We start from the raw sequence: 25,192 nt of genomic DNA on the forward strand, positions 1-25,192 counted from the left end.
GTCTCAGCCGGCCGGCCGTCGGGGCCGTCAGGCGTCGCGTCGGCCGCCATCCGTGCCGCGGAGACGTGCCACCGCGGTCATCGCGTGGTAGATCACGATGGCGGCGACCGTGCCGAGAGCGATGCCGTTGAAGGAGACGGATCCGAGATTCATGGTGAAGTCTGCGATGCCGATGATCAGCGCGGTGGCTGCCGTGAACTGGTTGACGGGCTTCGAGAAGTCGACCTTGTTGTCGAGCCAGATCTTCACGCCGATGATGCCGATCAGGCCGTAGAGCGCGGTGGTCACGCCACCGAGAACGCCGGCCGGGATCGTGTTGATGATGGCGCCGACCTTCGGCGAGAGTCCGAGCAGTATGGCGACGGCGCCGGCGATCCAGTAGGCGGCGGTGGAATAGATGCGGGTGGCTGCCATCACCCCGATGTTCTCGCCGTAGGTGGTGGTTCCCGATCCGCCGCCGAAGCCGGCGAGCACGGTGGCCAGGCCGTCGGCCAGCAGCGCGCGACCGGTGAGCCTGTTGACCTCGGGAGACTCGGTCATCTGCGCGACGCCGCGGATGTGGCCCACGTTCTCGGCGACGAGCACGAGCACGACAGGCAGGAAGGCGGGGAGCACGCCCCAGAGGGCCGAGTCGGCGAAGGGGTTGCCGGGCAGGGCGAACTGCGGGAGTCCGACCCAGGCGGCGTCTGCGACCTTCGAGAAGTCGACCTCGCCCGCGATGACGGCGGCGATGTAGCCCACGATGACGCCGATGAAGATCGACAGGCGAGCGAGCATGCCCTTGAACAGCACGGTCGAGAAGATGACCGCGGCCAGGGTGATGAGTGCCGTGAGCGGCGCGAGTTGGAAGTTGTTCTTCGCCGCGGGAGCGAGGTTGAAGCCGATCAGCGCCACGATGGCGCCCGATACGACGGGCGGCATCAGGGCATTGATCCAGCCGATGCCGGTGATGAGAACGACCACGCCGACAAGGGCCAGCAGGGCGCCGACCGCGAGGATTCCGAAGAGGGCGCCTCCCATTCCCGTGCTGGCGACGGCAGCCGTGATGGGCGCGATGAAGGCGAACGATGAGCCAAGGTAGCTGGGGAGCCGGTTCTTGGTGATGAGCAGGAACAGGAGGGTGCCTAGCCCTGAGAAGAGCAGCGTCGTCGCGGGCGGGAACCCGGTGAGCACAGGCACGAGGAAGGTCGCACCGAACATGGCGACCACGTGCTGGCCGCCGAGGCCGATCATGCGGGGCCAGGTGAGCCGCTCACCCGGCTTGACCACGGCATCCGCTTTCACGTTCTTGCCGTCGCCGTGAAGTGTCCAGAGTTGTGTCATCTGCGTTCGTTCCCCTTGCCCGGCTACGCACCGGTTGTTCCGTGCCCTGTTGTGAGCCTTTCCGAGAGTAGTGGTGCGCGACCTCTGAGTTCGTACCTCACGCCCGTGGCAAGATGGGCGCATGACCGAGGCACAGGGGGTAGCTCGTGGCTAATCCGATCGCCGCAGCCGTCGGCACGCGGCTCGAGCGCTACCGGGAGATCGCCAGTGTGCTGAGTCGGCACGGGCTCAGCTTCATCATCGGCGCGACCGGGCTCGACCGCTTCGAACCGGCGGCGCAGGAGCAGGCACGGGCCAGCAATCCTGAGAACCTGCGACGGGCACTCGAAGAACTCGGTCCGACGTTCGTGAAGCTCGGCCAGGTGCTCTCGACGCGCTCCGACATCCTTCCGCCCGCCTACCTCACCGAGCTCTCGAAGCTGCAAGACAGGGCGCCGGTCGTGCCCGCTGCCGTGATCAAGCGCCTCATCGTCGAGGAGCTCGGCGACCAGCCCGACAAGGTGTTCGCCAGCTTTCAGCTCAAGCCCCTCGCCAGCGCGTCGATAGGTCAAGCGCACCTGGCTACGCTGCACGACGGAACAGAGGTGGTCGTCAAGGTTCAGCGCCCCGACATCGCCACGAATATCGCCATCGACCTCGAGATTCTGCACACGCTCGCCGTGCGCGCGTCTCGGCAGTGGAAGCTCGCCGCCGATTACAACATCACCGGCATCACCGACGAGTTCGCGCGAACGTTGCGCGAAGAGCTCGACTACACGCACGAGGGTCGCAACGCCGAGACCTTTGCCACGAACTTCGCGGGTGACGACACCATCCAGATTCCCCGAGTCTTCTGGGACACGAGCACGACTCGCGTACTCACGCTCGAACGCATCACCGGCATCAAGGTCGACGACCTCGCCGCCCTCGACGCAGCCGGCATCGACCGCGCGGCCGTCGTCACCAACGCCGTGGATGCCATAGCGCAGATGGTCTTCGTCGACGGTGTGTTCCACGCCGACCCGCACCCGGGCAACCTCTTCGTCGAAGCGAACGCACGGATCGGACTGATCGACTTCGGCATGGTCGGTCAGATCGACGAGGCGCTGCGCGGAAAGCTCGCCGACCTGTTCATGGCGCTGAGCAGGCACGATCCAGACCGTATGGCTTCGGCACTCACCGCGCTGTCGAGTTCGAAGACGTCGATCGATCAAGAGTCGTTGCGGGCAGACCTCGTGGGCTTCATCGGCATCTATCGAGGCAAGGGTCTCGGCGAGGTCGACATGGGCGCGCTCATCAACAAGCTGCTCGCGGTTCTGCGGCACAACCGGCTGCAGCTGCAGCCCTCGATCGTGATGCTGCTGCGCATGCTGCTGATGGTCGAGGGCATGGGCGTGCTGCTCGATCCGACGTTCAGCCTGGGGGATGCTCTCAAGCCGTATGCGACGAAACTCGCGCTGTCGAAGTTCTCGCCCGCGGCGATCGCGAAGCGATTGGCGGCAGCAGGTCTCGAGGCCGCGGAACTCGGCATCGAACTGCCAGACAAGATCCGCAAGGTCTTCGACGTGATCGACCGCAACGGCATCGAGGTTCATCTGCGTGCCTCCGAACTCGACCCGCTGGTCGCGCGCGTCGAGAAGGTGGGCAACCGTGTGGTGGCCGGGGTGATCGCGGCCGCGTTCATCCGGGGCATCGGTGAACTGGCCGTCGGTGACAGCAAGCGATTCGGCCACTGGAGTGGTCCACTGATGGGCATCGGTCTGGGCGCGAGCGGCGCGCTGAGCGCCTACATCGCTCTGACATCGAGGCGCAGACGCCGACGGAGCTGAATCCTCATCAGATGAGGTCGCCTCAAATTGGTTACAGTGTGCACACAGCCATTGGTCGCGACATCTGGGGAGAAGCGCATGGCGAACTACCTGATCTGCAGCACACCCGTGCATCATCATGTCTCGCCCATGATCGCCGTCGGCGCGTATCTGGTGTCGCGAGGTCACCGGGTGATCATGATCACGGGCACGCGGTTCGCCGAGCAGATCAAGCGAGCGGGCATGGAGTTCGTGGCTTTCGAGGGCCGAGCCGACTTCGACGATCGTGATGTGCCGAGTTACTTGCCCTTCCGTGAGCGCTACCGGGGAATAGCTCGTCTTCAATACGACGTGCAGAACATCTTCATCAAGACGATCCCCGCGCAGTTCCGCACCGCGCGCAACGTGCTGCAGCGTGAGCGGATCGACGCGGTACTCGTCGACGGCGCTTTCGGAGGCATGTCGCCGGTGCTCTCCTCCAGCGCGCCGAGGCCGCCCGTCTTGGCGGTGGGCGTGATCAGCCTCGTCCAGTTCAGCTGTGACACAGCCCCTGCGGGACTCGCCATGGCGCCCTCGTCGAGCGGGCTCGGGCGCGCTCGCAATCGCATCCTCAACGCCCTCGCGCGCCATGTGTTCTTTCGAGATACCCAACGAGCGGCCCAGCAAGCGATGGCTGAGATCGGTGCAGTCAGACTGCCCCACTTCGCGATGGACATCTCGAGCGCCTTCGATCGATTCCTGCAACTCGGCCCCGCGACTCTCGAATATCCGCGCAGCGACCTTTCGCCGAATGTGCGTTTCATCGGTGCGCTGCCCACCGAGGACGCCGCAGCCCTGCCGGAGTGGTGGAACGAACTCGACGGTTCTCGTGCGGTTGTCTACGTCAGTCAAGGAGTGATCGACAACCAGAACTTCGACCGGCTCATCAGACCCACGATCGCCGCACTGGCGAAAGACGACGTGCTCGTCGTGGTCTCGACGGGAGGCCGTGCTGCCGAGAGGCTCGGGGCCGTTGCGTCGAACGTGCGCGTCGCCGAGACACTGCCTTACGACAGACTGCTGAACCTCGTTGATGTCGTCGTCACGAACGGCGAATATGGCGAGGTGCAGGCTGTGCTCGCAGCCGGAGTGCCCCTCGTGGTTGCGGGCGGCACCGAAGACAAGCCCGAATCTGCGGCACGTGTCAGCTGGTCGGGGGCCGGTATCGATCTGCGCACCGGCACCCCGACTGCGGCTGCCGTCGGCTCGGCCGTGCGTGCGGTACTGGCTGATGAACGATATCGGGCACGGGCGCGACGGTTCGCCGCCGAGCTCGCCGAACTCGACACGCTTCGCATCATCGAAGAAGAGCTGGCGCAGGCAGTCGCTGCACGGTCATCGCGCTGAGTGGGTGACCTTCGCTGAGGAGGCCGCAGCCGCAGCCGGTTCGGTCGGGCCAGGCTTGAACTCGACGCCGTTGTTCAGCACGAACACGAGCACGAGGCCCACCGCGATCAGGCAGAACAGAGCCGCCGTGGGTTTGCGAAACCGCAGGAATTCGTTGACGATGCGTACTTTTCCCTTGAACTGGTAGAACAACGGCGCGAAGATTCCGGATGCCGCGACGCCGATGAGCGTGTCGCTCACCATCTCGATGGCATGGCTGCGCGTGGTGAACGTGAAGGTGAGCGCGTAGACGAACACGAGCACGGCTGTTCCGGCAGCCCACGATCCCATGCCGAGTGAACGCATCGAGCTGACCGAACCGTCGGCGTAGGCCGTGACCCGGGTGGCGAAGAGGCGAGCGAGAAGAACGGTTCCCGCAACGCCGGCCGCAAAGCCGACCCAGTAGAGCGAGGTGGGGGCGCCGAGCCAGAAGAACAGAGTGGCCGCATCGCCGACGCCGGTCAGCGGAGCCAGCAACAGCGAACTGAAGACGAGCTGCACGCTGATGAATCCGAGCCAGGTGACGAACAGCCGGGCGATCCCCGCGCCCCAGATGCGCGCCGCGAAGATGAGCGCGAGTCCGGTCACCAGGCTTGTGCTGGCGGCGACGGTCGACGCGAGAATCAGCGTGCGCGTCTCGGTGATGTCGAATTCGACGTAGCTCGGATAGAGGGTGGCCGCCGACTGCAGTGCCACCGCTGTCACGAATCGGGCGAGTTCGTGCAGGGTGATCGCTACGATGCCTGCGAGCACGAAGGCGACCGCGCCGTTGAACCAGAGGGTGCTCGAGGGTGTCGGCGCATCGGTGCCGAACGCTCTCGATGCGCTCACAGCCTCTCCTCGAAGTCGTCGCCCGGCAGGCCGTCTGATCCGTTCGGGCCGGGGCCGGCCGACCAGGCCGATGCGAACGACTCCGCCGCATCCGTCGCCCGTTCGAGAACGGAGGTCAGGAGTTCCTCCATCGACACCGCCCCGAGAAACGAGAGCTGGTCGAGCTCGCCGACGGGTGCGATTCCGGCCAGCTGCCAGCAGGCCTCGAGCGGGTCGTCCGAGAGATCGACGACGGATGCCCAGCGCTGCTCGGTGAACTCGCTCGCCACCGCGAGGGCTCGGCGCACGGCCTGCTCGGTGTCTTCGCGCAGTGACCGCAGCGACTCGTCCCACTCGAGCGGTTCGAGAAAGCGGATCTCGGCGCGCGGATACGGATCGTCGTCGAGCCAGCCGGTCACCTCGAACCGCGAGCCGCCCTCGGCGTTCACCGCTACGAATCCCTCGCCGCCCGCCATCTCGCTGATCAGCGCCAGGGTGCCGAGCTGGAAGCGATGCTCGCCGCCGCCCACCTCCTGGCCGCGCTCGATGAGAACGACGCCGAACTGAGGTTGCTCGGCCTCGAGCATGTGGGCGAGCATCACGAGGTAGCGCTCCTCGAAGAGACGCAGCGACACCGGCATATAAGGAAAGAGCACCGTGCCGAGGGGAAACATGGGGATCTCGGGCATGGCTCAAGACAAGCACGGTGCGCCTGGGTTGCCAATGGGATTGCGTGCGTCGCGGACTTGGGCGCGTCAGCGCCCCGGATGCGTCAGCGCCCCGGGCGCAGGTCGATGCGGCGCAGCAGCTGCGCGTTGAGCGCCACCACGATCGTCGAGAGCGACATCAGCAGGGCGCCCACCTCCATCGGCAGAACGAAGCCGATCGGCGCGAGCACTCCGGCCGCGAGAGGCACCGACAGCAGGTTGTAGCCGGCCGCCCACCACAGGTTCTGTGTCATCTTGCGGTAGCCGGCCTTCGACAGCTCGATCACCGAGAGCACCGAGCGCGGGTCGTCTCCGGCCAGGATGACGCCGGCCGCGGCGACAGCCACGTCGGTTCCCGCGCCGATCGCGATACCCACATCGGCCTCGGCGAGCGCGGGAGCATCGTTCACGCCGTCGCCGACCATGGCGACCTTGCGCCCCTCCTGCTGCAGCTCGCGCACGGTCAGCGACTTGTCTTCGGGGCGCACGCCCGCGTAGACGCGGTCGATTCCGAGCTCTGCGGCCACCGAGTGGGCGACGGCCTCGGCGTCTCCGGTGATCATCACGACCTGGATGCCTCGGGCGGTGAGCTCCGCCACGGCCTGCTTCGATTCGGGGCGCACCGCGTCGGCGAGAGCGAGCGCGCCGATCTGAACGCCGTCTGCGAGCACGTGCAACACGATCGCTCCGTCGCTCGACCAGCCGCGCGTCGCATCCAGCGCTGTGGCATTGGCGCGCTCGAGCAGCCGAGGACCGCCCACGCTGATGACCCGGCCGTCGACGGTGGCCTCGACGCCTACCGCGGTAGACGCGCGGAAGTTCGTGGCGCGAGGAACGACCAGACGACGCTCGTGTGCTGCAGCCACGATGGCCCGGGCGACCGGATGCTCGGAGTCGGCTTCCGCAGACGCGGCGAGGGCCAGCAGCCGGTCGTCGTCGAGGGAGTCGGTCGAGTGCACGTGGGTCACGATCGGAGAACCCGTGGTCAGTGTTCCGGTCTTGTCGAAGAGCACGGTGTCGACGGTGCGCATGCTCTCGAGGGCGAGGCGGTCTTTCACGAGTACGCCGGCCTTGGCCGCGCGCTCTGTGGCTATCGACACGACGAGCGGAATCGCCAGCCCCAGCGCGTGCGGGCAGGCGATGACGAGCACGGTGATGGTGCGGATGATCGCGTCGTTCGGGCTGCCGACCAGCGACCAGACCACCGCGGTGATCACGGCCGCGCCGAGGGCGAACCAGAACAGCCAGGCCGCCGCGCGATCGGCGATGCGCTGGGCGCGGCTCGACGAGTTCTGGGCATCGGCGACCAGCTTCTGAATGCCGGCGAGTGCGGTGTCGTCGCCCGTCGCGGTGACCCGGATGCGCAGGGCCGAGTCGGTCGCGACCGTTCCGGCGACGACCGCATCGTCGGTGCCGCGGGAGACAGGAACGGACTCACCGGTGATCATCGACTCGTCGACGTCGGCGGTGCCCTCGACGACCACGCCGTCGGCGGGCAGGCGTGCCCCGGGGCGAACGATCACGATGTCGCCGCGCCGCAGCTCGGCCGGGCTGACGGTCTCGACGGAACCATCGGCATCCACCCGCTCTGCCTCGTCGGGCAGCAGCGCGGCCAGACTGTCGAGGGCGCTCGACGCCTGGGCGAGCGAGCGCATCTCGATCCAGTGCCCGAGCAGCATGATGACGATGAGCAGGGCGAGCTCCCACCAGAAGTCGAGCTGGTGGTCGAGCAGACCGAGCGTCGCGCCCCAGCTCGAGACGAAGGCCACGCTGATCGCGAGCGCGATGAGCAGCATCATTCCCGGCTGGCGCGCCTTGATCTCGGCGAGGCCGCCGGTGAGGAAGGGAGCGCCGCCCCAGACGAACATGACGGTTCCGAGCACGGGCGAGATCGCGGTGAACAGTAGGGAGCCGGGCAGTTCGTAGCCGAGAAGATGCGCGAACATCGGCGAGAACGCGACCACGGGCAGGGCGAGCACGAGCATGATCCAGAACAGGCGGCGGAAGTGTGCGGCGTGACCGCCGTGACCTCCGTGCGCCGAGTGGTCGTGGCCTTCGTGGCCTGCGTGATCGTGCGCCTCGTGGCCCGAGTGGTCGTGGCCGGCGTGCTCGACCTGCTCGTGGTCTGCGTGGCCGGAGTGGTCGTGCGTGCGGTGGTCATGCGTGTTGCTCATACCTCGACCATATACCCCTGGGGGGTATCTCTCAACCGAAGCCGGCTTGGCAAAGACGGCACGCTCGCATAGATGACGCCGTTTTTCAGTCCCCCGCGACGAATGTGACCCGAGGGCGGATACTGGGGGGATGAGCGACAAAGATGACGACAATGCCGACATCTGGACGGACTTCACCCACTCGGTGAACCTCACCCCCACCTCGCTCGAGAAGTGGCTCTCGACAGACGAGTCGCGCAGCGTGGGGCAGAAGGCGGGAGGAGAGGCGATCGGCCACCGCAGCGGTCGTCACATCCTCTCGATCCTCGAGAAGAAGAAGTCCGAACTGACCGAGGCCGACTATGAGCACATGCGCACCGTGCTGGGCTATATCAAGAGACACTCGGCGCAGCGCCCGAGCGGTGATGTCAGCGACACGCCCTGGCGATACTCGCTGATGAACTGGGGTCACGACCCCCTCAAGAGGTAGCGGTCTTCCGACCAGCAGGGTGCACCGGGTGACCGTATCGAAGTCCCCCGAATCGTCATCTCGCTGAGAGCTGCTCCCGCTCTAGGATGTCTGGAGCGGGCTCGTCGATACTGAGACCAGAGGAGTGACCTGTGGAACGTAACGTGATTTTCACCCCGGATGCGCCATGGTCACCTGGAGGTTCCAGTCAAGCGATCACGTACAACGGGTTGCTATACGTCTCTGACCAACTTCCGATCGACCCCGCTACCGGGCAGATGCTGCCTCGACCGCTGAACCCGTCGTTTGGCGGTGGTGATCAAGCGGTCGACGCTCAGATGAGACAGTGTTTGAAGAACCTGAACGCGATTTGTCAGGCGGCAGGCACCGACTTGTCGAACGCGATCAAGCTCACCATCTACACGCCGATGCTGATCCAGTTCGCACCCGTTATTGATCGTGTTTTCCGTGAATTCTTCACGGAGTTTCCCCCTGCACGCTCGATGATCGGCGTAAATGTGCTGCAGGGTAATGCCCTGGTGCAGATCGACGCCATCGTGCCGCTCATCTGAGATCGGGGCGTCATCTCGCTGAGAGCACGCAGAACTCGTTGCCCTCCGGATCTTCCACTACCACCCAGGTCTGTTTTCCCTGCCCCACGTCGGCCCGGGTGGCGCCCATGGCGAGCAGGCGCTCCACTTCTGCGTCTTGATCGTCGGGCACGAAGTCGAGGTGTAGCCGGTTCTTCACGGTCTTGCCCTCGGGAACGTTCAGGAATAGCAGTGTCGGGCCGGCGCCTGTCGGGTTCTTCAGCTCGATGCCCTCCTCGTCTTCGTCGACGATCTGCCAGCTGAGGGCATCCGCCCACCAGTGACCCTGTGCCACAAAATCCTCGCAGTCGACGACCAGTTCTTCCCACGTGAGTGTCATGCCTGAAACGCTACGCCGGGGCTGCACCCCTTCGAAAGCCCCTGAGTATGCTTCGAGCTATGACTGAGTTCGTGAAATCGGCAGACGGCACGCGCATCGCCTACGACCGGCTCGGCAGCGGCGCGCTCGCCATCATTCTGGTCGGCAGTGCCATGAACTACCGTGCGTTCGACCCCACGACGGTGCAGATCGCCACACTGCTCGCCGATCAGGGATTCTCCGTCGTCAACTACGACAGGCGCGGTCGCGGCGAGAGCGGCGATGCGGCCGACTATGCGGTCGAGCGAGAGGTCGACGATATCGCCGCCCTGCTCGATGTGCTGGGCGGATCTGCCGCGCTCTACGGCAACTCCTCTGGCGGGGCGCTCGCGCTCTGGGCCGCGGCCACGCCCGGGGTGGGCGAGCGCATCACGAAGCTCGCCCTGTTCGAGGTGCCGCTGTCGCTCGAGGGTGAGGGCGACGGGGGTGCCGACCTGCGAGCGATGAACGAGCTTGTCGCCGCCGGTGACCAGGCTGCCGTCGTCGAGTACTTCATGAAGGACATGCCTCCGCAGTGGCTCGAGGGGGCCAAGAGCTCGCCCGCGTGGCCCGACATGCTCGCGATCTCACACACGCTCGCCTACGACGAAGCCCTGCTCGAACGGGCGCAACATGCGCCGTGGGCCGAGCAGTGGGCATCCGTCACCCAGCCGGTGATCGCCATGGTGGGCGAGCCGACGGTTCCCATCTTCCCGCCCGCCGCATCCGCATTGGAGGTCGCTCTGCCGAATGCTCGCGCGCTCGTCATCGACGCGGAGTATCACAGCGTGCGCCCCGAGGTCATGGCGGCGCTTCTCGGCGGCTTCCTCACGGGGCACGACGAGCTCGCGACGTTCGCCGAGTACCCCGACGAGCCGAGGCAGCAGGTGTAGCGAGGCCGCTTCTCTGCGCTGGTCGAGTAGGTCGCTCAGCGACCGTATCGAGACCCGGATGCCGTGATCACCGGCTCCGTCGTCGCGCGGCTACTCGATCGGCGCAGACGGGTCTCTGCTCACGGCGCGATGGTCAATCCGCTGAAGTGGTGGTCGAAGACCAGGCTCGTCCGGGTCGATGCCACGGCCGGATGCGCCGACAGGTTGTCGAGTACGAAGTCGCGCACGGCGGCGCTGTCGCGCACGGCGACATGGATGATGAAGTCCTCCGCCCCGCCCAGGAAGTACAGCTGCACCACCTCGGGAAACTGCCTGATCTCCTCGCCGAGTTCCATCATGAGGTTGCGGGCGCCGGCCCTGATGGTGACGCTGATCAGTGCCTGCAGGCTCAGGCCCACTGAGGAGGGATCGACGTTCGCGGTGAAGCCGGTGATCACGCCGCGCGCGACGAGCGACTTCACCCGTGCGACGCAGGTCGACGCGGCGATGCCCACGAGTTCGGCCAGCCGATTGTTGGGCATGCGGGCGTTCGCCCTCAGGATGCGCAGGATCTCGCGATCGATATCGTCGAGTTCGGCGGGCGGCAAGGCGGCGCGACGATCATTCGATGGGGAGTTCTGTGAATCGGTCACGAGTGAACTATTTCATAAATTACAGTGCCGATTCCGCTGATTCTGCGGTTCTTTGTTACTCATGACGAATTTTGGCAAGTATTGGGCCAGAACTTTCGGCACATCCTGCGCACCCGCTGCAGTAGACGCCGCCGACGAACGGAGTAGCCATGCACATCGGAGTGCCCACAGAGGTCAAGAACAACGAGAACAGGGTGGCCGCGACGCCGGCCGGGGTGTTCGAGCTGGTTCGACGCGGCCACGCAGTCGTGGTGCAGCGCGGCGCCGGACTCGGCTCGCGCATCAGCGACGAGCAGTACATCGAGGCCGGGGCGACGATCGCGGACACGGCCGACGAGGTCTGGGCGGGCGCAGACCTGGTGCTCAAGGTGAAGGAGCCGGTGGCGGAGGAGTTCCCGCGGATGCGTGCCGGCCAGACTCTCTTCACCTATCTGCATCTGGCCGCATCCAGAGCCTGTGCCGACGCCCTGATCGCCGCCGGAACCACCGGCATCGCCTACGAGACCGTGCAGCTCACCGATCGATCGCTGCCTCTGTTGCAGCCCATGAGCGAGGTCGCCGGGCGGCTGTCTACGCAGGTCGGGGCCTATCACCTGATGAGTGCGGCCGGCGGGCGCGGAATGCTGCTCGGCGGCGTTCCCGGAACTCCGAAGGCGAAGGTCGTGGTGATCGGCGGTGGAGTCGCGGGTGAGCACGCGGCGGCCAACGCTGTGGGCATGGGCGCGGATGTGACGATCATCGACCTCTCGATTCCGCGGCTGCGCGAGCTCGAGGTCCGCTTCGGGGGAGCCGTGCAGACGCGCAGCTCGTCGGCCTATGAGATCGCCGCACAGGTGAAGGAGGCCGACCTGGTCATCGGCTCGGTTCTCATCCCGGGTGCGCAGGCACCGAAGCTCGTTACCGACGCGATGGTCGCCACGATGAAGCCGGGCAGCGTTCTGGTCGACATCGCCATCGACCAGGGCGGATGCTTCGAAGGATCGCACGCGACCACCCACGACGACCCGATCTTCGCGGTGCATGACACTGTCTACTACTGCGTGGCGAACATGCCCGGGGCCGTACCCGAGACATCCACCCGCGCGCTGACCAACGCGACTCTGCCCTATGTCGTGGCGCTCGCCGACAAGGGGTGGGCTCGAGCGCTGGCCGACGACCCCGCGCTCGCGAAGGGTCTCAACACGCATGACGGGCGCATCTACAACGCGGGCGTCGCCGCTGCCCTGGATGTCGTGGGTCACGACGTCGCGGAACTGCTGGTGTGAGCCGCGCGGGATAGCATGGCCACGGTGGGAGCTCTGTGGCGTGTTCTGTTCGGGCTGGCACTGGTCGTGTTCTTCGGCGCGACGGCTCTCGCGGCTGTCGCCTTCGGGGTCACGCTCGACGGCAGGGAAAGCCCCGCGATTCAGTGCACGAAGTCAGCGCCCCGGCCTGAGGTCGGCGGCCCCTACCTCGAGTCGACGGTAGTGACCGGCGAACGAACGTGGCTTCCGCTGGGTGTCGACTGCACCTACGACTCGCCCGACGACGAGGTCGGCCCGCAGACGGTGACGAACAGCAACTGGGTGGCGACGGTCATGGCGGTGGCCTGTTCAGCGCTCGCCGTGTATGGAGTCGTGATGATCGTGGGTGCTGTCAGGTCGTCGTCCGGCGATGTCGGCAGCCCGCTATAGCGTTGACGCATGCGCATCCTGCACACCTCCGACTGGCATATCGGTCGAACGTTCCACGGTCACTCGACCCTCGAGAACCTCAGCACGGTGCTCGATGCGCTGACCGCGGTCGTTCGAGAGAAGTCGGTCGACGTGGTCGTGGTTGCGGGTGACATCTTCGACTCGGCCACGCCGGCGCGCGAGGCCTTCGACGTGCTCAGTCGGGCGATCCGGCAGATCCGCGAGGCAGGCGCCTACGTCGTCATCACCAGCGGCAACCACGATTCGGCCACGAGGCTCGGCTTCCAGAGTGAGTGGGCCGGTTTAGCGGGCATCCACGTCATCACCCGCCCCGATCAGTTCGACGAGCCCGTGGTCATCGACGATGCCTACGGGCCGGTGCTGTTCTACGGCATCCCCTATCTCGAGCCCGCGCTGGTGCGGCACCTCTACCCCGGTGTCGAGATGCGGCGCCACGCCCAGGTGCTCGGGTATGCCATGCAGCGCATCCGCGAAGACATCGCCCGACGAGACGGAGCTCGTTCGGTGGTGCTGTCGCACGCGTTCGTGGTCAACGTCGCCGGTGCCGCCGGCGGCTTAGGGGCTCGTGCCGTTGGTGCGGCGTCGAGCGAGGCCAGCGACGTCGAGCGCGACATCACTGCTGGCGGTCTCGACCTGGTCTCTGTCGACGTCTTCGACGGCCCCGACTACGTGGCGCTGGGGCACATCCACGGCCGATCGACGCTCACCCCGGCCATCCGCTACTCGGGGGCGCCGCTGCATTATTCGTTCGGCGAAGCCACCAAACCGCGCGGCGCCTGGCTCGTCGAGCTCGATGCGGCGGGGCTCGACACCGTCGAGTGGGTCGATCTTCCCGTGCCGCGTCCTCTGACCGTGCTCACGGGTGAGCTCGCCGAACTGCTCGCAGACCCGTCTCACGCCTCGGCCGAGGGCCATTTTGTTTCCGTCGTGCTGACCGATCAGGTGCGCCCTATCGACGGCATGCGTCGCATTCAGACGCGGTTTCCTCACGCGGTCGCTCTCACACATCAGCCCGCCGTCGTGGCCGAGCTTCAGGCAGCCAGCTACAGCGAACGACTGCACGCTCGCTCCGACAGCGAGGTCGTCGCGGGCTTTCTCGAGTTCGTACGAAACGGGGTGGGCCCAACAGACGCCGAGAGCGAGCTGATCGTCGAGGTCATCGCCGAGCAGGCCGCCCAGGAGTCGACCGCGTGAGAATCAATCGCCTCACGATAGCCGGGTTCGGCCCCTACAAAACAGCGCAGCACATCGACTTCGATGCCTTCGCCGACGACGGAATCTTCTTGATCACCGGCAACACCGGCGCCGGCAAATCGAGCATCCTCGACGCCATCTGCTTCGCCCTCTATGCCAGTGTTCCTCGGTTCGAGGGAACGCAGCAGCAGCTGCGCAGTGACTACTGCGATCCTGGCGACCCCACATACGTCGAGCTCTGGTTCAGCACGGGTGGGCAGAACTACCGGGTGCGGCGCTCGCCTGACTACGAACAGCCGAAAAAGCGCGGTGAGGGCACCACGAAGAAGCCCGCGGACGCAGAGCTCTTCGTTCGCGTTGGCGGGGCACCCGGTAGCTCGTCGTCGAGCGCCCAGCTCGTCGATGACGCCGAGTGGCAGGGCATCGCCGCCATTCCACGCGAGGTCGGCATCGCACTCGATGGCATCCTCGGCCTCAGCAAAGATCAGTTTCTGCAGGTCATTCTGCTCGCCCAGAACCGGTTTCAGAAGTTTCTTCACGCCAAGAACGACGAGCGCCAGGGCGTACTGCAGAGCCTGTTCGGCACGCGACGCTTCGCCGATATCGAGCGGGCCTTGGTCGAGCGGCGCAAGGCTCTCGAGGTACTCCAGCGCGAATCTGCCGAGCACATCGCGCAGCTGGGCAGCCGGGTCGAGGCCATCGTCGGTGCTGGTTCGAGCGCCGGTGCCGCGACATCGCGCCATAACGAGGATGTGAGCTCTCAGGGCGAAGGCGCCGCAGCACATGTCGACAGCGTGCCCGACGAAGCTGTCGTTCCCGCAATGCAGAGAGAAGCCGACCGAGGGTACTTCGAGTCGGCCCTCGCCGAGCACGTCGAACAGCTCGACGCCGCCCAGGCGCGGGTGGTCGCTGCGGATGCGCGTTTTGTCGAAGCCGAGACCGACTTGCGTGCGCGCGAGAACACTCGCCGTCTTCAGGCCCGCCGCGACGAGGCAGCTGCACGTCTCGTCGAGCTTCAGCAGAATGAAGAATCGATCGCAGACGAGCGCCGCCTGATCGAGGCGGCGACCAGAGCCGAGATCGTCTGGGCTCATATCGCCGCAGAGAACGTCGCCGAGGCGGCGCTGCAACGAGCTGCGGCCGATGAGAAAGCTGCCCGCACCGCTCACGACGAGGCCACCGCTCTCTCGAGTCTCGCCGATGCGTCGCACGGGGCGCCGACCGACGAGGCAGCCTCCGCAGATGAGGCGAGCGCAGAATCGATCGCGGCACCGGCGACAGCTACGCCGCACGATCTCGCCATCACAGCCGCCGAGATCAACCGTATGCTCGGCGGGCTCGACGTGATCCTGGCCGACGAGAAGCGCATTCCCCAGCTCGCCAAGCGCATCGCTGAGTACGACGACAGAGAGGCCGACCAGCAGGTCGAACTCGCCGCGGCCACAGAGCGGGCGCACTCGCTCCCCGCGCAGATCGACGAGGCGCTCGAGAAGAAAAACGCGTCTCTTCTCGAAGCGTCGGGCAGATCTGAGGCCGATGAACGTGTTGAGCGGCTGCGTACCGCACGACAGTCCGCCGTGCTCGCCGCCGCCCTGAAGTCCGAACTCGACGACGCCCGTGTCGTCGAGAAGGCCAAGAGCACCGAGAACACAGAGGCCGCCACGCTCTACGACCAGTTGCTCACGCGCCGGCTCGACGGCCACGCCGCAGAACTCGCGTCGAGACTCGTCGATGGCGAGCCGTGCGCGGTCTGCGGCTCCACCGAGCACCCGAATCCCACCGCCTGGACGGCCGATCTCGGTGAACCTGTCACCGAGGATCAAATCGATGCCCAGCGCGCGCGCCTTGCACGTGCGTCCGAGTCTCTGACCGAAGCCGGGCTGGCCGTGCGTGATCTCGTCGCGCGGCACGCCTCGGCCGATGCGTCGGGCGGCGGTCAGCCTCCTGCCGAGATCGACGAGCAGCTCGACGTGGCGCAGCTCGCCCTTGCCGCGGTTGTCGCGGCCGAAGCATCCGCCCGAGAACTCGACGAGCAGATCGCCGATCTGCGAGCCGAACTCGAATCGATCACGTCGACTGTGGCCGAACTGACCGAGGGGGTGCAGTCCACCAAGACCGCACGAGCGGCCCTGGTGTCGCAGAGAACACAGATCATCGACCTCGTCGAGCAGCACCGAGGAGACCATTCCACGGTGGCCGAGCGCGTACTCGAACTGCAGCATCTCTTCTCGGTCACACGCGATTTCGAAGTGGCTCTGATTGCACACAACGACAAAGAGCTCGCGTTCGAATCCGCTCGACAGACCCTGAGGCAGCACCTCGATGAGCAGGGCTTCGCCGATAAGGACGAGGCTGTCGAGTCGAGGCTGACTGCGGCTCAGCGTGCAGACGCGGCCTCCCGCATCGGCGCTCACGACGTGGCTCGTGCCACGCAGCGCGACGTGCTCGCCGAACCCGAACTGCAAGGGCTACCCGACGAGCCGGTCGAGGTCGAGTCTGCTGCCGAGGTGCGCAAGTCGGCGGGTGTCGAGCGAGACGACGCTCGGGTGGCGGCCGGGTCTGTGGCCGATCGACTGGGGCGACTTCGCGACATCGTTGCAGAGGCGCTCGAGCGGCTCGACGCGTCCGAACACCTGCTCGCCGAATACGAGACGATGCGCTCGCTCGCCAACACCGTCGAGGGCGCCGAGCCCAACACCATGCGTATGCGGCTCGAGTCGTACGTGCTCGCGGCCCAACTCGAAGAGATCATCAGGGCCGCGAACGCGCGACTCGCGGTGATGACAGGCGGCCGCTATTCGCTCGAGCACGACGACTCGGTTCAGTACCGCAATACCCGCTCCGGCCTCGGCATCGCCATTCTCGACCAGCACACGGGGCGGGCCAGAGCCACGCATTCGCTGTCGGGCGGGGAGACTTTCCTGGCATCGCTCGCTCTGGCCCTCGGGCTCGCCGAGGTCGTGTCGAATCAGGCCGGAGGCATCACGCTCGACACCCTGTTCATCGACGAGGGCTTCGGCTCGCTCGACGCCGACACACTCGCCATAGCGATGTCGACCCTCGACAGCCTGCGTTCAGGGGGCCGCACGATCGGTCTGATCAGCCACGTCGAAGCCATGAAAGAGCAGATCCCGTCGCGGCTGCGCATCACTGTCACGCCGCAGGGGTTCTCCGAGATCGATCAGCGCTCCTAGGTCGGCCGGGGTCGGGCGCGCCTAGCGCCGAGCTCGTCGCCCGGTTCTGCCACGATAAGTACATGACAGATGCGAGGGCGGCGCTGAAGTACACGGCATTCGCCGATGCACCCGGCGGTGGCAACCCGGCCGGAATCGTGCTCGACGCCTCTCAGCTCGGCGATGCCGAGATGCAGGCCATCGCAGCCGAGATCGGATTCGCCGAGACCGCATTCATCACGGAGCAGAATGTGGCGGGCGACGATCGACGCGTGCGAGTGCGCTACTTCTCGCCCCTGGCCGAGGTTCCGTTCTGCGGCCACGCGACCGTGGCCACCGCAGTTGCGCTCGCGCAGAGAGACGGGGTGGGCGACTTCGTGTTCGAGACGCCCGTCGGGCCGGTCACGATCACCACGGCGGCGGGCGACGAGGCCATCACGGCATCGTTCACGAGTGTCGAACCGTCGGTTGAGCCGTTCGGCGAGGGTGTCCTCGAAGCGCTGCTCGGTCTTCTCTCGACATCGCTCGACCGCCTCGACCCGGCCTACCCGCCGCGCGTCTCGTTCGCCGGCAATAGGCATCCGATCATCGTCTTCGCCGACCGTGCCGAATTCGATGCGTTCTCGTTCGACCCCGGCGCGATGAGGTCGCTCATGAACGAGCAGGGGTGGAGCGGCACCGTCACGACGGTCTTCCCGTCGAGCGCAAGCGAATACGACAGCCGCAACCTCTTTCCCGTGGGAGCCATCACCGAAGACCCGGCCACGGGTTCTGCGGCGGCCTCGTTCGGCGGATATCTGAGGGCGCTCGGACTGATCGAGGCGCCGGCCGAGATCGAGATCACCCAGGGCTCGCACATCGGCAGACCCAGCCGACTATCGGTACGCATCCCCGAGGCGGGCGGCATCGTGGTGACGGGAACGGCGAGTCCGATCAGCTGAGAGCCTCACCGGGTCGCGGCTAACTGAGGACATTCTTCCGCTGACGTCGAAGTCGGGGGCCGAAGCTCCCGCGATCCCGGGGATCTACGACAGGGGTAGGAGAGATGTCCTCAGTTAGGCAGCACCCGTCTACTCGTCGGCCAACAGCTTCGCCGCGTCGGTGACGTTTCCGAAGATGAGTGCTGTGTCTGTGACGTCGGCCGGGTCGAGCGATGACGACTGCATGGTGATCACGAAACGTTCGCCGTCGGCGCGTTCGAGCAACCAGCTGCCCGCGAGAACGCCGGGAGCGCTGCCGCCCTTGAACGCGATGTAGGGGAACACCTCGGAGTCGAACTGCAGCCCCGGGTTGGCAGACAGGATGCCGCGCACCGGCTCGCCCGTCGGCGTCGCGGCCTTCTGCTGCAGGGCCAGATGGGCCGCAACGAGATCGGCAGGATCCGCGAACCAGTCGATTCCCTGCTGCCACGCCGTCGTCGAGAGGTCGAAGGAGTTGAGCTCGAGAACGCCACCAGGCATCGAGCCGAGCACTGCACGACGCTGGTCGACGCCGGCATCGGCCCACGAGGCTCGTGCATCGCCGAAGTCGGGCCCGAATCCGAGCTGGAACAACTCCCTGGTCTTCAGAAAGGGGGTGTTCAGAGCAGGATCGTGGTGACCCATGACGGCCAGCTGCGCCTCGACCGCTTCGCGGCCGACCCTGTCGATCAGCAGATCCGTTGCGGTGTTGTCGCTGATCTCGATCATCTTCGTCGCGGCCTCGCGAACACTCACCAGGGTGCCGCTCGGCTGATCCTGCAGCACACCCGATGGAAGGCTCCGTGTGTCGTCGGAGATGATCAGGTTGTCGTCCCACGACAGGGTGCCTGCCGCCACGGCATCGGCCACCGCGCCGAGAACGTAGAGCTTGAAGATGGAGCCGAGTGGCTTGGTCTCGTCGCCCGCGATATCGACGATGCGTTCGCCGGCGCCTGCGGCATCCGCTTCAGCATCGACGCGCGTGACGGTCATGCTCGTGTCGGCGGGCAGAGCGGCGACGTTCTTCTTCAGTTCCTTCCAGCTCGCTGCGGGTGTGCGATCGGCTGGCGGTTGCTGGAACAGCAGCCCGTTGATGAGCTGCTGCTCATCGACGGAGATCTGCATCTGCAGCTCGGCGGAGGAGCTGTGCAGCAGAACGGTGAGACCGCCGGTCGCCTCGGTCACGCTCGTCGCGATCCACGGCTTGGCGTCGCCCATCTGGCCGACGATGGCGACTATCTGACTGGCCGGCACCTGCTCGAGCATCACAGGAGCGATGTTCTGCTCGATCTCGGCCTCGGTCGTCTCCTCGTCGGAGTTGATCGTGTAGAGCACCCACTGCGCTTTCTTGCCTACCGCCGTGTCGGGTAGGGCGACCGCGGTCGGCGCTGCGGATGCCTCGGGACCGCTCGACGCGCAGGCCGACACGGCGAGCGCGACGGCGGTGGCGAGAGCGGCCACAATCGAGCGTCGCCGCAGAGAGCCTGACCGCTGTGCCCGCATGCTGTGAGAAGCGATGGCGGAAGAGGGGGCGAGAGGGCGGCGCATCGTCATGACCCCAGTCTTGCCGGAGCATCAGACGGATACATCCCCCGAGCGAACTACCTTCGTCTGGAGCCTCCGCCGAGCGGGCTACCTGAGTTCGTCGAAGTACGAGATGTTGGCGTCGTTGCGCTCGCGAGCGGCAGCGGCCCGCTCTTCGCGCATGCGCTCCTGCTTCTCCTGCCGACGGGCCAGTTCCTCCTGGTCGACCTCGACGCGGCGAACGGTGACGCCGCCCTTGGTCGGCGGGCTCGTGCGCTTTGCGGCCGTGCTGGTGCGGGCGGTTCCGGATGCGGGGGCCTTACGAGGCGCTGCGGCCGGTCGGCCGGCTCCGGGGCTGGTTCCTGATCCTGAGCAGCGGAATCCGGTCTTGTCTTCGTGCTGCACGAGTGTCTGCGAGACGATCCCCACGGCGACGGTGCGTAAGCAGGCGGGGCATTTCGATCCAGCATTAGCCATGGGGTGTGTGGTCTCCTCGGGTTTCGACCATCGTGTGGGTTCGACCTCTTATTTTCGCACGGATCGCGGAGAAAGGTACGCGTCCGTGGCAACCCCCCGAGGCGACGGCCAGGCCCAGTCGTAGGCTGACGGCATGACCCACGACGAGACTTCACGACCGAGCGATTCGCCCGACGAGTCAGGCGACACAGGGCGCGACCGGCAGGCAGCCGCCGACTGGATAGCCGATCGCACTGAAGGCGAGAACATCACCTCCGATATCGACGGCACGGTCACCATCGACGACGCGGCGTCGCCGCCCGATCCGGATGCCTATGGCCACGCCGAGACCGACACGCTCGACGTTGAAGACCACGAGCCGGCATCCCGCGACTACCCCCGCCCCGACCCCGGATTCTGACAGGCGGCTCCCGTACCCTTGTGCGCATGAAGCGGCGCCCCAGCGAACCCATCTACTCCACGGCCATCGGTGTGGGGCGGGTGCTCTTCGCCGGTCTGCGCACGAAACGATCCGCCACGGGCCTCGAGAACATTCCGCCGCACGGTGGTGCTGTCATCGCCATGACGCATTTCGGTTACCTAGAGTTCGCCCTCGTCGAGTGGCAGACGTGGCTGCACAACCGACGCCGCATCCGCTTCATGGCGACCAAGCGTGCCTTCGACAAGCCCGGTGTCGGCTGGCTGCTGCGCGGCATGCGTCATATCTCCGTCGATATGAAGGCGGGCGCCGCTGCCTTCGAGAACGCGGTCTCGGCGCTGAAGTCGGGCGAGCTCGTCGGTGTCTTTCCTGAGGCGGGCGTGAGTTCGTCGTTCACCGTTCGAGAGCTCAAGTCGGGCGCCGCACGCCTGGCACGCGATGCGGGGGTGCCTATCATTCCTGTCGCCGTGTGGGGCGGCCAGCGACTGATCACGAAGAACCGAACGATTCCTCTGAGGCAGCGGTTCGGCGTGCCGGTGCACTTCGTGTTCGGTCAGCCGATCGTCGTGGGCGAGAACGATGACATCACGCAGGTGACAGGTTCTTTGCGCGAGACGATGCAGACCATGGTCGACTCGCTGCAGGCGTCATATCCGGTCGATGGCACGGGCCAATGGTGGCAGCCCAGGTCGCTCGGCGGAACGGCGCCGACCGTCGCTGAAGCCGCGGAGGCCGATGCGCAGCGCGAGCTGCGCCGCGAGGCCGAACGCGCCGCCGAGGGCTAGGCCCGGCCTCTGCGCGGGCTCACTCTCGGGCGGCGACCCGCGCGATCGTGACCCTCGTGACGTAGGGCATGGCATAGCTTGTGCGGCCTGCCAGGTCGGGATGCTCGTCGAGCAGCTGCCCGAGGCGGGCCAGCATCTCGTCGCGCTCGGCCTCGGCCATCGTGATCACGTAGCTGCGCGAGGTGACCATGGCGAAGAACTGCTCCCGGCTCATCTCGGCCACCCAGCGGAACTCGCGATACGCCTGGCGCTCGAGAGGCGCACCGACCGGCGGTGTCGTACTGCCGTACTTCTCGGCCTCAGAGGCGCCGATCACCTCGCCGAGCCGGGCCACCCACTCGACATCGGCATCCCGGATGTTCCATACGAGTGCGAGAGCGCCTCCCGGTTCGAGCACCCGCGCGACCTCCAGTGACGTGGCAGCCACATCGACCCAATGCCACGCCTGCGCCACGGTGACGAGCGCGACGCTCGCATCGTCGAGTGGAAGGTGCTCGCCGCTGCCCTCGAGCGCGGACACCGTGGGCAGGTTCTGCGTGAGCCGCTCGCGCATCAGCGCATCGGGTTCGACGGCGGTCACATCAAAGCCATGGTCGACGAGCCCGGCGGTGAACTTGCCCGTTCCCGCGCCCAGGTCGACGACGCGCGCGCCACCCGGATGCGCGGGGTCGATCTGCTCGAGGACCCACTCGATGGCCTCGGCCGGGTAGCTCGGGCGACCGCGGTCGTAATCGCCGACCGCGCGGCCGAAGGACAGGGCGTGTTCGCTGGATCGGGCCATGTCTTCGATTCTAAGGACGGCTCCCGCTGCGAGGCGTACTCTTGAACCCTCATGGAACTCCGCCAACTCGAGCACTTCGTCGCCGTCGCCGAGCACCAGCACTTCACTCGTGCCGCCGAGTCGCTGCAGATCTCGCAGTCGGGGTTGTCCGCGTCGATCCGGGCCCTCGAGACCGAGCTCGGCACCACGCTGTTCACCCGCAGCACCCGGCGCGTGCAGCTCACTCCCGCCGGAACCGCGATGCTGGAAGAATCTCAGCGCGCCGTCGCCAGCGCATCCGCCGCCCGCGACGCGGTGCTCGCCGTTCGGGGAGTTCTGCGCGGTGCACTGCGCATCGGAACCGAGCAATGCCTCGGGGGAGTGCACCTGCCGCAGGAGCTCGCCGACTTTCGCCGCTCACACCCGGCCGTGTCGGTTCGACTCGGCTTCGCCGGATCGACGACTCTTCTCGACCAGGTCGCGACCGGACTTCTCGACCTTGCGCTCGTCGCCGACTGCGGAGCCGTGCCGGCGACCGTCGAACTTCTGCCCATCGCGTCGGAGGGCTTCGTGGTGCTGTGCCACCCCGACCATCCTCTGGCGGGCCGGGGCCGCGTCGAGATCGGTGATCTTGCCGACGAGACATTCGTCGGATTCGCGGACGGGTGGGCCGCCCGGGTGCTCGCCGACCGCGCGTTCGCACAAGAGGGGCTCGCGCACTCGGTAGAGCTGGAGGTGGGAGACGTCGGCTCGCTGCTCGATCTGGTGGGTTACGGCCTCGGTGTTGCCGTTGTCCCGGCACATTTCGCCGACAAGCGGCCATCCGTGCTGAGCGCCGTTCCCGTCACGCACGACGCGCTCGTGTGGACAACGGCCATTGCCGTTCCGCGCCAGGCCGCGCCGGCCGCCGCCGCCCTCGTGGGGCGTCTGCGGCAGCCGGCGCTGAAGCCCGCGGCGTAGCTTTTATCGCCGGTCGAGTAGGCCGCCCCGCTTTCGCTGCGCTGGTCGAGTAGGCCGCCCGCGGCCGTATCGAGACCACTCGAGGGTGGTCTCGATACGCCGGCTCCTTCGTCGCGCGGCTACTCGACCAGCGCAGCGAAGGGCTACGCGTCGAGTGCCGCGAACTCCTCGGGCGTCAACTCGAAGTCGGCCGCGAGTGCCGAGTTCGTGATCGACTCCGGGCGTGAGGCGCCAGGGATGGGGATGACGTAAGGCGACTTCGCGAGCTCCCACGCGAGGCAGACGATCTGCGGCGTCACTCCACGGTCGCGGGCGATGCGGCCGAAGGCCTCGTAGCTCTCGCCCAGCGATGCGGCATTCGTGATGCCGCCGAGCGGGCTCCACGGAAGGAACGCGACGCCCAGTTCGTCGGCGAGAACGAGCTCCTTCTCGCTCGAGCGGAACTTCGGCGAGAACTGATTCTGCACCGACACGAGGCGACCACCGAGAATGTCGTTCGCCTGCCGGATCTGATCGGGGTCGGCGTTCGAGATGCCGGCCATGCGGATCGTTCCCGCATCCAGAAGCTCGACGAGCGCGCCGATCGAATCGGCGTACGGCACCGACGGGTCGGGGCGGTGGTACTGGTAGAGGCCGATCGCGTCGACGCCCAGGCGCTTGGCGGATGCCTCGGCGGCCTGCTTGAGGTAGTCCGGATGCCCGTTCTGCGTCCATCCGCCGGGTTCCGGCCTCAGGTGGCCGCCCTTGGTCGCGACCAGCACGCCGGAGGTGTCGCCGCCGTAGCTCTTCAGGGCCTTGGCGATGAGCAGCTCGTTGTGGCCGACCTCATTCTCGCCGGCCAGGTGGTAGGCATCCGCTGTGTCGATGAACGTGACACCCTCGTCGAGCGCGGCGTGGATCGTGGCGATCGATCGATGCTCGTCGGGGCGGCCCTCAATAGACATGGGCATGCCACCCAACCCGATGGCGCTGACAGAGATGTCTCCGATGGTGCGTTGCTTCATGATGTTCCTTTCGTGGGATCGAATGGGATGCGCTGCTCGAGTAGGCCGCCCGCGGCCGTATCGAGACCACTTACCAGGCGTAGTCCTCGGGAGCGGTCTTGTGGCCTGGGAAGATCTCGTCGAGCCGGCCCAGGGCATCCTCGTCGAGGGTGATGTCGACCGACGCGATGGCGGTGTCGAGCTGGTTCATGGTGCGCGGTCCGGTGATCGGAGCCGTCACCGCGGGCTGGTGCAGCAGCCAGGCCAGCGCCAGCTCGGCGGGGGAGTGTCCGAGCTCGGCGGCGAACGCCTCGTACTTCTCGAGCTGCGGGCGCAGCTTCTCGAGTTCGTCATCGGAGCGCGAACGGCGGCGCGATCCGTCGGCCTCCTTGTCGAGGACTCCGGCGAGCAGTCCGCCCTGCAGCGGCGACCAGGGGATCACTCCGAGCCCGTAGGCCTGGGCGGCCGGGAGCACCTCGCGCTCGACGTCGCGAACGATGAGGTTGTAGATCGACTGCTCGCTGACGAGACCGGTGAAGTGGCGCGTCTTGGCGGCCTCCTGGGCCTGGGCGATGTGCCAGCCAGCGAAGTTACTGCTGCCGGCGTAGAGGATCTTGCCCTGCTGAACGGCGACCTCGATCGCCTGCCAGATCTCCTCCCACGGGGTCGCCCGATCGACGTGATGGAACTGGTAGAGATCGATGTAGTCGGTCTGCAGGCGGGTGAGGCTGGCGTCGAGCGCGTGCCGGATGTTGAGTGCCGAGAGTTTGCCCTCGTTGGGATAATCGGTCATATCGCCGTAGAGCTTCGTGGCGAGCACGGTCTTCTCACGTCGTCCGCCGCCCTGCGCGAAGAACCGTCCGACGATCTCCTCGGTGGCCCCCTTGCCCAGGCTCTGCCCGTAGACGTTAGCGGTGTCGAAGAAGTTGACGCCCTGAGCGTGAGCGGCGTCCATGATCGCGTGTGAGTCGGGCTCGCTGGTCTGCGGGCCGAAGTTCATCGTGCCGAGTACGACGCGCGACACGCGTAGGCCCGTTCGTCCGAGGTGTGTGTATTCCATGGTCTCAGCCTGCGCGCCGCCGAGCGGGCTTGTCCAACAGGGAACCCCGATCGAATTG

General features: G+C 66.5%; 24 protein-coding genes. 13 read left to right on the forward strand and 11 right to left on the reverse strand.

The window, feature by feature from the left end; all coding sequences use genetic code 11:
- Nucleotides 1-27: 27 nt before the first annotated feature.
- Nucleotides 28-1,323, reverse strand: coding sequence for a uracil-xanthine permease family protein (locus tag B9Y86_RS06320; RefSeq protein ID WP_085484161.1), 1,296 nt, complete (start codon nucleotides 1,321-1,323; stop codon nucleotides 28-30).
- Between the two features lie 146 nt (nucleotides 1,324-1,469).
- On the opposite strand from B9Y86_RS06320, the gene B9Y86_RS06325 reads away from it, so the two are divergent.
- Together B9Y86_RS06325 and B9Y86_RS06330 are read left to right on the forward strand one after the other, a co-directional pair.
- Nucleotides 1,470-3,131 (forward strand): ABC1 kinase family protein, encoded by a 1,662-nt coding sequence (locus B9Y86_RS06325; protein WP_244894663.1) that lies wholly within the window; start codon nucleotides 1,470-1,472, stop codon nucleotides 3,129-3,131.
- Nucleotides 3,132-3,209: 78 nt separating this feature from the next.
- Nucleotides 3,210-4,496: a nucleotide disphospho-sugar-binding domain-containing protein gene (locus tag B9Y86_RS06330; protein ID WP_085484163.1), complete on the forward strand. Its 1,287-nt coding sequence runs from the start codon at nucleotides 3,210-3,212 to the stop codon at nucleotides 4,494-4,496.
- Here B9Y86_RS06330 and B9Y86_RS06335 read toward each other — a convergent pair.
- From B9Y86_RS06335 to B9Y86_RS06345, 3 genes are all read right to left on the reverse strand, one after another.
- Nucleotides 4,485-5,366, reverse strand: a complete 882-nt coding sequence (locus B9Y86_RS06335; protein ID WP_085484165.1) for a hypothetical protein — start codon at nucleotides 5,364-5,366, stop codon at nucleotides 4,485-4,487. The genes B9Y86_RS06330 and B9Y86_RS06335 overlap by 12 nt on opposite strands.
- Complete coding sequence (locus tag B9Y86_RS06340) at nucleotides 5,363-6,034, reverse strand: LON peptidase substrate-binding domain-containing protein (RefSeq protein ID WP_085484167.1); 672 nt, start codon at nucleotides 6,032-6,034, stop codon at nucleotides 5,363-5,365. The genes B9Y86_RS06335 and B9Y86_RS06340 overlap by 4 nt, the downstream gene beginning before the upstream one ends.
- A gap of 83 nt (nucleotides 6,035-6,117) precedes the next feature.
- Nucleotides 6,118-8,226 (reverse strand): heavy metal translocating P-type ATPase, encoded by a 2,109-nt coding sequence (locus B9Y86_RS06345; RefSeq protein ID WP_085484169.1) that lies wholly within the window; start codon nucleotides 8,224-8,226, stop codon nucleotides 6,118-6,120.
- Between the two features lie 130 nt (nucleotides 8,227-8,356).
- Here B9Y86_RS06345 and B9Y86_RS06350 point away from each other — a divergent pair, with 130 nt between their 5' ends.
- Nucleotides 8,357-8,695 carry a DUF3140 domain-containing protein gene (locus tag B9Y86_RS06350; protein ID WP_085484171.1) on the forward strand — a complete coding sequence of 113 codons (339 nt, stop codon included), beginning with the start codon at nucleotides 8,357-8,359 and terminating at the stop codon, nucleotides 8,693-8,695.
- 131 nt (nucleotides 8,696-8,826) lie between these two features.
- Nucleotides 8,827-9,246, forward strand: a complete 420-nt coding sequence (locus tag B9Y86_RS06355) for a RidA family protein (protein ID WP_217809179.1) — start codon at nucleotides 8,827-8,829, stop codon at nucleotides 9,244-9,246.
- Between the two features lie 10 nt (nucleotides 9,247-9,256).
- Here B9Y86_RS06355 and B9Y86_RS06360 read toward each other — a convergent pair whose 3' ends face one another.
- The gene (locus tag B9Y86_RS06360) at nucleotides 9,257-9,604 is read right to left on the reverse strand and encodes a VOC family protein (protein ID WP_085484173.1); all 348 of its coding nucleotides are present in this window, start codon (nucleotides 9,602-9,604) and stop codon (nucleotides 9,257-9,259) included.
- 59 nt (nucleotides 9,605-9,663) lie between these two features.
- Here B9Y86_RS06360 and B9Y86_RS06365 point away from each other — a divergent pair, with 59 nt between their 5' ends.
- Nucleotides 9,664-10,515 carry an alpha/beta fold hydrolase gene (locus tag B9Y86_RS06365; RefSeq protein WP_176223280.1) on the forward strand — a complete coding sequence of 284 codons (852 nt, stop codon included), beginning with the start codon at nucleotides 9,664-9,666 and terminating at the stop codon, nucleotides 10,513-10,515.
- 119 nt (nucleotides 10,516-10,634) lie between these two features.
- Here B9Y86_RS06365 and B9Y86_RS06370 read toward each other — a convergent pair whose 3' ends face one another.
- Nucleotides 10,635-11,147: an Lrp/AsnC family transcriptional regulator gene (locus B9Y86_RS06370; protein ID WP_085484177.1), complete on the reverse strand. Its 513-nt coding sequence runs from the start codon at nucleotides 11,145-11,147 to the stop codon at nucleotides 10,635-10,637.
- Between the two features lie 149 nt (nucleotides 11,148-11,296).
- Here B9Y86_RS06370 and ald point away from each other — a divergent pair, with 149 nt between their 5' ends.
- From ald to B9Y86_RS06395, 5 genes are all read left to right on the forward strand, one after another.
- Nucleotides 11,297-12,412, forward strand: a complete 1,116-nt coding sequence (gene ald / locus B9Y86_RS06375) for an alanine dehydrogenase (protein ID WP_085484179.1) — start codon at nucleotides 11,297-11,299, stop codon at nucleotides 12,410-12,412.
- A 24-nt stretch (nucleotides 12,413-12,436) separates the two neighbouring features.
- Nucleotides 12,437-12,820, forward strand: a complete 384-nt coding sequence (locus B9Y86_RS06380; protein WP_139824775.1) for a hypothetical protein — start codon at nucleotides 12,437-12,439, stop codon at nucleotides 12,818-12,820.
- A gap of 9 nt (nucleotides 12,821-12,829) precedes the next feature.
- A complete protein-coding gene (locus tag B9Y86_RS06385) occupies nucleotides 12,830-14,035 on the forward strand; it encodes an exonuclease SbcCD subunit D (protein ID WP_085484183.1) in 1,206 nt (401 codons plus the stop codon).
- The gene (locus B9Y86_RS06390) at nucleotides 14,032-17,229 is read left to right on the forward strand and encodes an AAA family ATPase (RefSeq protein WP_085484185.1); all 3,198 of its coding nucleotides are present in this window, start codon (nucleotides 14,032-14,034) and stop codon (nucleotides 17,227-17,229) included. Before B9Y86_RS06385 ends, B9Y86_RS06390 begins: the two co-directional genes overlap by 4 nt.
- Before the next feature lie 62 nt (nucleotides 17,230-17,291).
- On the forward strand, nucleotides 17,292-18,149 hold the full coding sequence (locus tag B9Y86_RS06395) for a PhzF family phenazine biosynthesis protein (protein WP_085484187.1): 858 nt from the start codon (nucleotides 17,292-17,294) through the stop codon (nucleotides 18,147-18,149).
- A gap of 129 nt (nucleotides 18,150-18,278) precedes the next feature.
- Here B9Y86_RS06395 and B9Y86_RS06400 read toward each other — a convergent pair whose 3' ends face one another.
- Together B9Y86_RS06400 and B9Y86_RS06405 are read right to left on the reverse strand one after the other, a co-directional pair.
- Nucleotides 18,279-19,721 (reverse strand): serine hydrolase, encoded by a 1,443-nt coding sequence (locus B9Y86_RS06400; RefSeq protein ID WP_085484189.1) that lies wholly within the window; start codon nucleotides 19,719-19,721, stop codon nucleotides 18,279-18,281.
- Between the two features lie 78 nt (nucleotides 19,722-19,799).
- On the reverse strand, nucleotides 19,800-20,168 hold the full coding sequence (locus tag B9Y86_RS06405) for a hypothetical protein (protein ID WP_139824776.1): 369 nt from the start codon (nucleotides 20,166-20,168) through the stop codon (nucleotides 19,800-19,802).
- 133 nt (nucleotides 20,169-20,301) lie between these two features.
- Between B9Y86_RS06405 and B9Y86_RS06410 the strand changes: the two genes are divergently transcribed.
- On the forward strand, nucleotides 20,302-20,568 hold the full coding sequence (locus B9Y86_RS06410) for a hypothetical protein (RefSeq protein WP_085484193.1): 267 nt from the start codon (nucleotides 20,302-20,304) through the stop codon (nucleotides 20,566-20,568).
- A gap of 26 nt (nucleotides 20,569-20,594) precedes the next feature.
- Nucleotides 20,595-21,371 (forward strand): lysophospholipid acyltransferase family protein, encoded by a 777-nt coding sequence (locus B9Y86_RS06415; protein ID WP_085485271.1) that lies wholly within the window; start codon nucleotides 20,595-20,597, stop codon nucleotides 21,369-21,371.
- Nucleotides 21,372-21,390: 19 nt separating this feature from the next.
- On the opposite strand, the gene B9Y86_RS06420 is transcribed toward B9Y86_RS06415, so the two are convergent.
- Nucleotides 21,391-22,152, reverse strand: coding sequence for a class I SAM-dependent methyltransferase (locus B9Y86_RS06420; RefSeq protein WP_085484195.1), 762 nt, complete (start codon nucleotides 22,150-22,152; stop codon nucleotides 21,391-21,393).
- Between the two features lie 51 nt (nucleotides 22,153-22,203).
- Here B9Y86_RS06420 and B9Y86_RS06425 point away from each other — a divergent pair, with 51 nt between their 5' ends.
- On the forward strand, nucleotides 22,204-23,091 hold the full coding sequence (locus tag B9Y86_RS06425; RefSeq protein ID WP_085484197.1) for a LysR family transcriptional regulator: 888 nt from the start codon (nucleotides 22,204-22,206) through the stop codon (nucleotides 23,089-23,091).
- A gap of 143 nt (nucleotides 23,092-23,234) precedes the next feature.
- Here B9Y86_RS06425 and B9Y86_RS06430 read toward each other — a convergent pair whose 3' ends face one another.
- Complete coding sequence (locus B9Y86_RS06430) at nucleotides 23,235-24,095, reverse strand: aldo/keto reductase (protein ID WP_085484199.1); 861 nt, start codon at nucleotides 24,093-24,095, stop codon at nucleotides 23,235-23,237.
- Nucleotides 24,096-24,165: 70 nt separating this feature from the next.
- Nucleotides 24,166-25,134 (reverse strand): aldo/keto reductase, encoded by a 969-nt coding sequence (locus B9Y86_RS06435; RefSeq protein ID WP_085484201.1) that lies wholly within the window; start codon nucleotides 25,132-25,134, stop codon nucleotides 24,166-24,168.
- Nucleotides 25,135-25,192: the final 58 nt, after the last annotated feature.

This window comes from Agreia pratensis (assembly GCF_900177685.1).
GTDB classification, from domain to species: Bacteria; Actinomycetota; Actinomycetes; order Actinomycetales; family Microbacteriaceae; genus Agreia; species Agreia pratensis.

What these genes read in the sequence shown, in the direction of transcription:
- B9Y86_RS06340 (WP_085484167.1), bottom strand. Translation starts at nt 6,034, where the DNA reads ATGCCCGAGATCCCCATGTTTCCCCTCGGCACGGTGCTCTTTCCTTAT.
- B9Y86_RS06365 (WP_176223280.1), top strand. Translation starts at nt 9,664, where the DNA reads ATGACTGAGTTCGTGAAATCGGCAGACGGCACGCGCATCGCCTACGAC.
- B9Y86_RS06400 (WP_085484189.1), bottom strand. Translation starts at nt 19,721, where the DNA reads ATGACGATGCGCCGCCCTCTCGCCCCCTCTTCCGCCATCGCTTCTCAC.
- B9Y86_RS06415 (WP_085485271.1), top strand. Translation starts at nt 20,595, where the DNA reads ATGAAGCGGCGCCCCAGCGAACCCATCTACTCCACGGCCATCGGTGTG.
- B9Y86_RS06345 (WP_085484169.1), bottom strand. Translation starts at nt 8,226, where the DNA reads ATGAGCAACACGCATGACCACCGCACGCACGACCACTCCGGCCACGCA.
- B9Y86_RS06405 (WP_139824776.1), bottom strand. Translation starts at nt 20,168, where the DNA reads ATGGCTAATGCTGGATCGAAATGCCCCGCCTGCTTACGCACCGTCGCC.
- B9Y86_RS06410 (WP_085484193.1), top strand. Translation starts at nt 20,302, where the DNA reads ATGACCCACGACGAGACTTCACGACCGAGCGATTCGCCCGACGAGTCA.
- B9Y86_RS06420 (WP_085484195.1), bottom strand. Translation starts at nt 22,152, where the DNA reads ATGGCCCGATCCAGCGAACACGCCCTGTCCTTCGGCCGCGCGGTCGGC.
- ald (WP_085484179.1), top strand. Translation starts at nt 11,297, where the DNA reads ATGCACATCGGAGTGCCCACAGAGGTCAAGAACAACGAGAACAGGGTG.
- B9Y86_RS06330 (WP_085484163.1), top strand. Translation starts at nt 3,210, where the DNA reads ATGGCGAACTACCTGATCTGCAGCACACCCGTGCATCATCATGTCTCG.
- B9Y86_RS06350 (WP_085484171.1), top strand. Translation starts at nt 8,357, where the DNA reads ATGAGCGACAAAGATGACGACAATGCCGACATCTGGACGGACTTCACC.
- B9Y86_RS06320 (WP_085484161.1), bottom strand. Translation starts at nt 1,323, where the DNA reads ATGACACAACTCTGGACACTTCACGGCGACGGCAAGAACGTGAAAGCG.
- B9Y86_RS06430 (WP_085484199.1), bottom strand. Translation starts at nt 24,095, where the DNA reads ATGAAGCAACGCACCATCGGAGACATCTCTGTCAGCGCCATCGGGTTG.
- B9Y86_RS06435 (WP_085484201.1), bottom strand. Translation starts at nt 25,134, where the DNA reads ATGGAATACACACACCTCGGACGAACGGGCCTACGCGTGTCGCGCGTC.
- B9Y86_RS06425 (WP_085484197.1), top strand. Translation starts at nt 22,204, where the DNA reads ATGGAACTCCGCCAACTCGAGCACTTCGTCGCCGTCGCCGAGCACCAG.
- B9Y86_RS06395 (WP_085484187.1), top strand. Translation starts at nt 17,292, where the DNA reads ATGACAGATGCGAGGGCGGCGCTGAAGTACACGGCATTCGCCGATGCA.
- B9Y86_RS06360 (WP_085484173.1), bottom strand. Translation starts at nt 9,604, where the DNA reads ATGACACTCACGTGGGAAGAACTGGTCGTCGACTGCGAGGATTTTGTG.
- B9Y86_RS06385 (WP_085484183.1), top strand. Translation starts at nt 12,830, where the DNA reads ATGCGCATCCTGCACACCTCCGACTGGCATATCGGTCGAACGTTCCAC.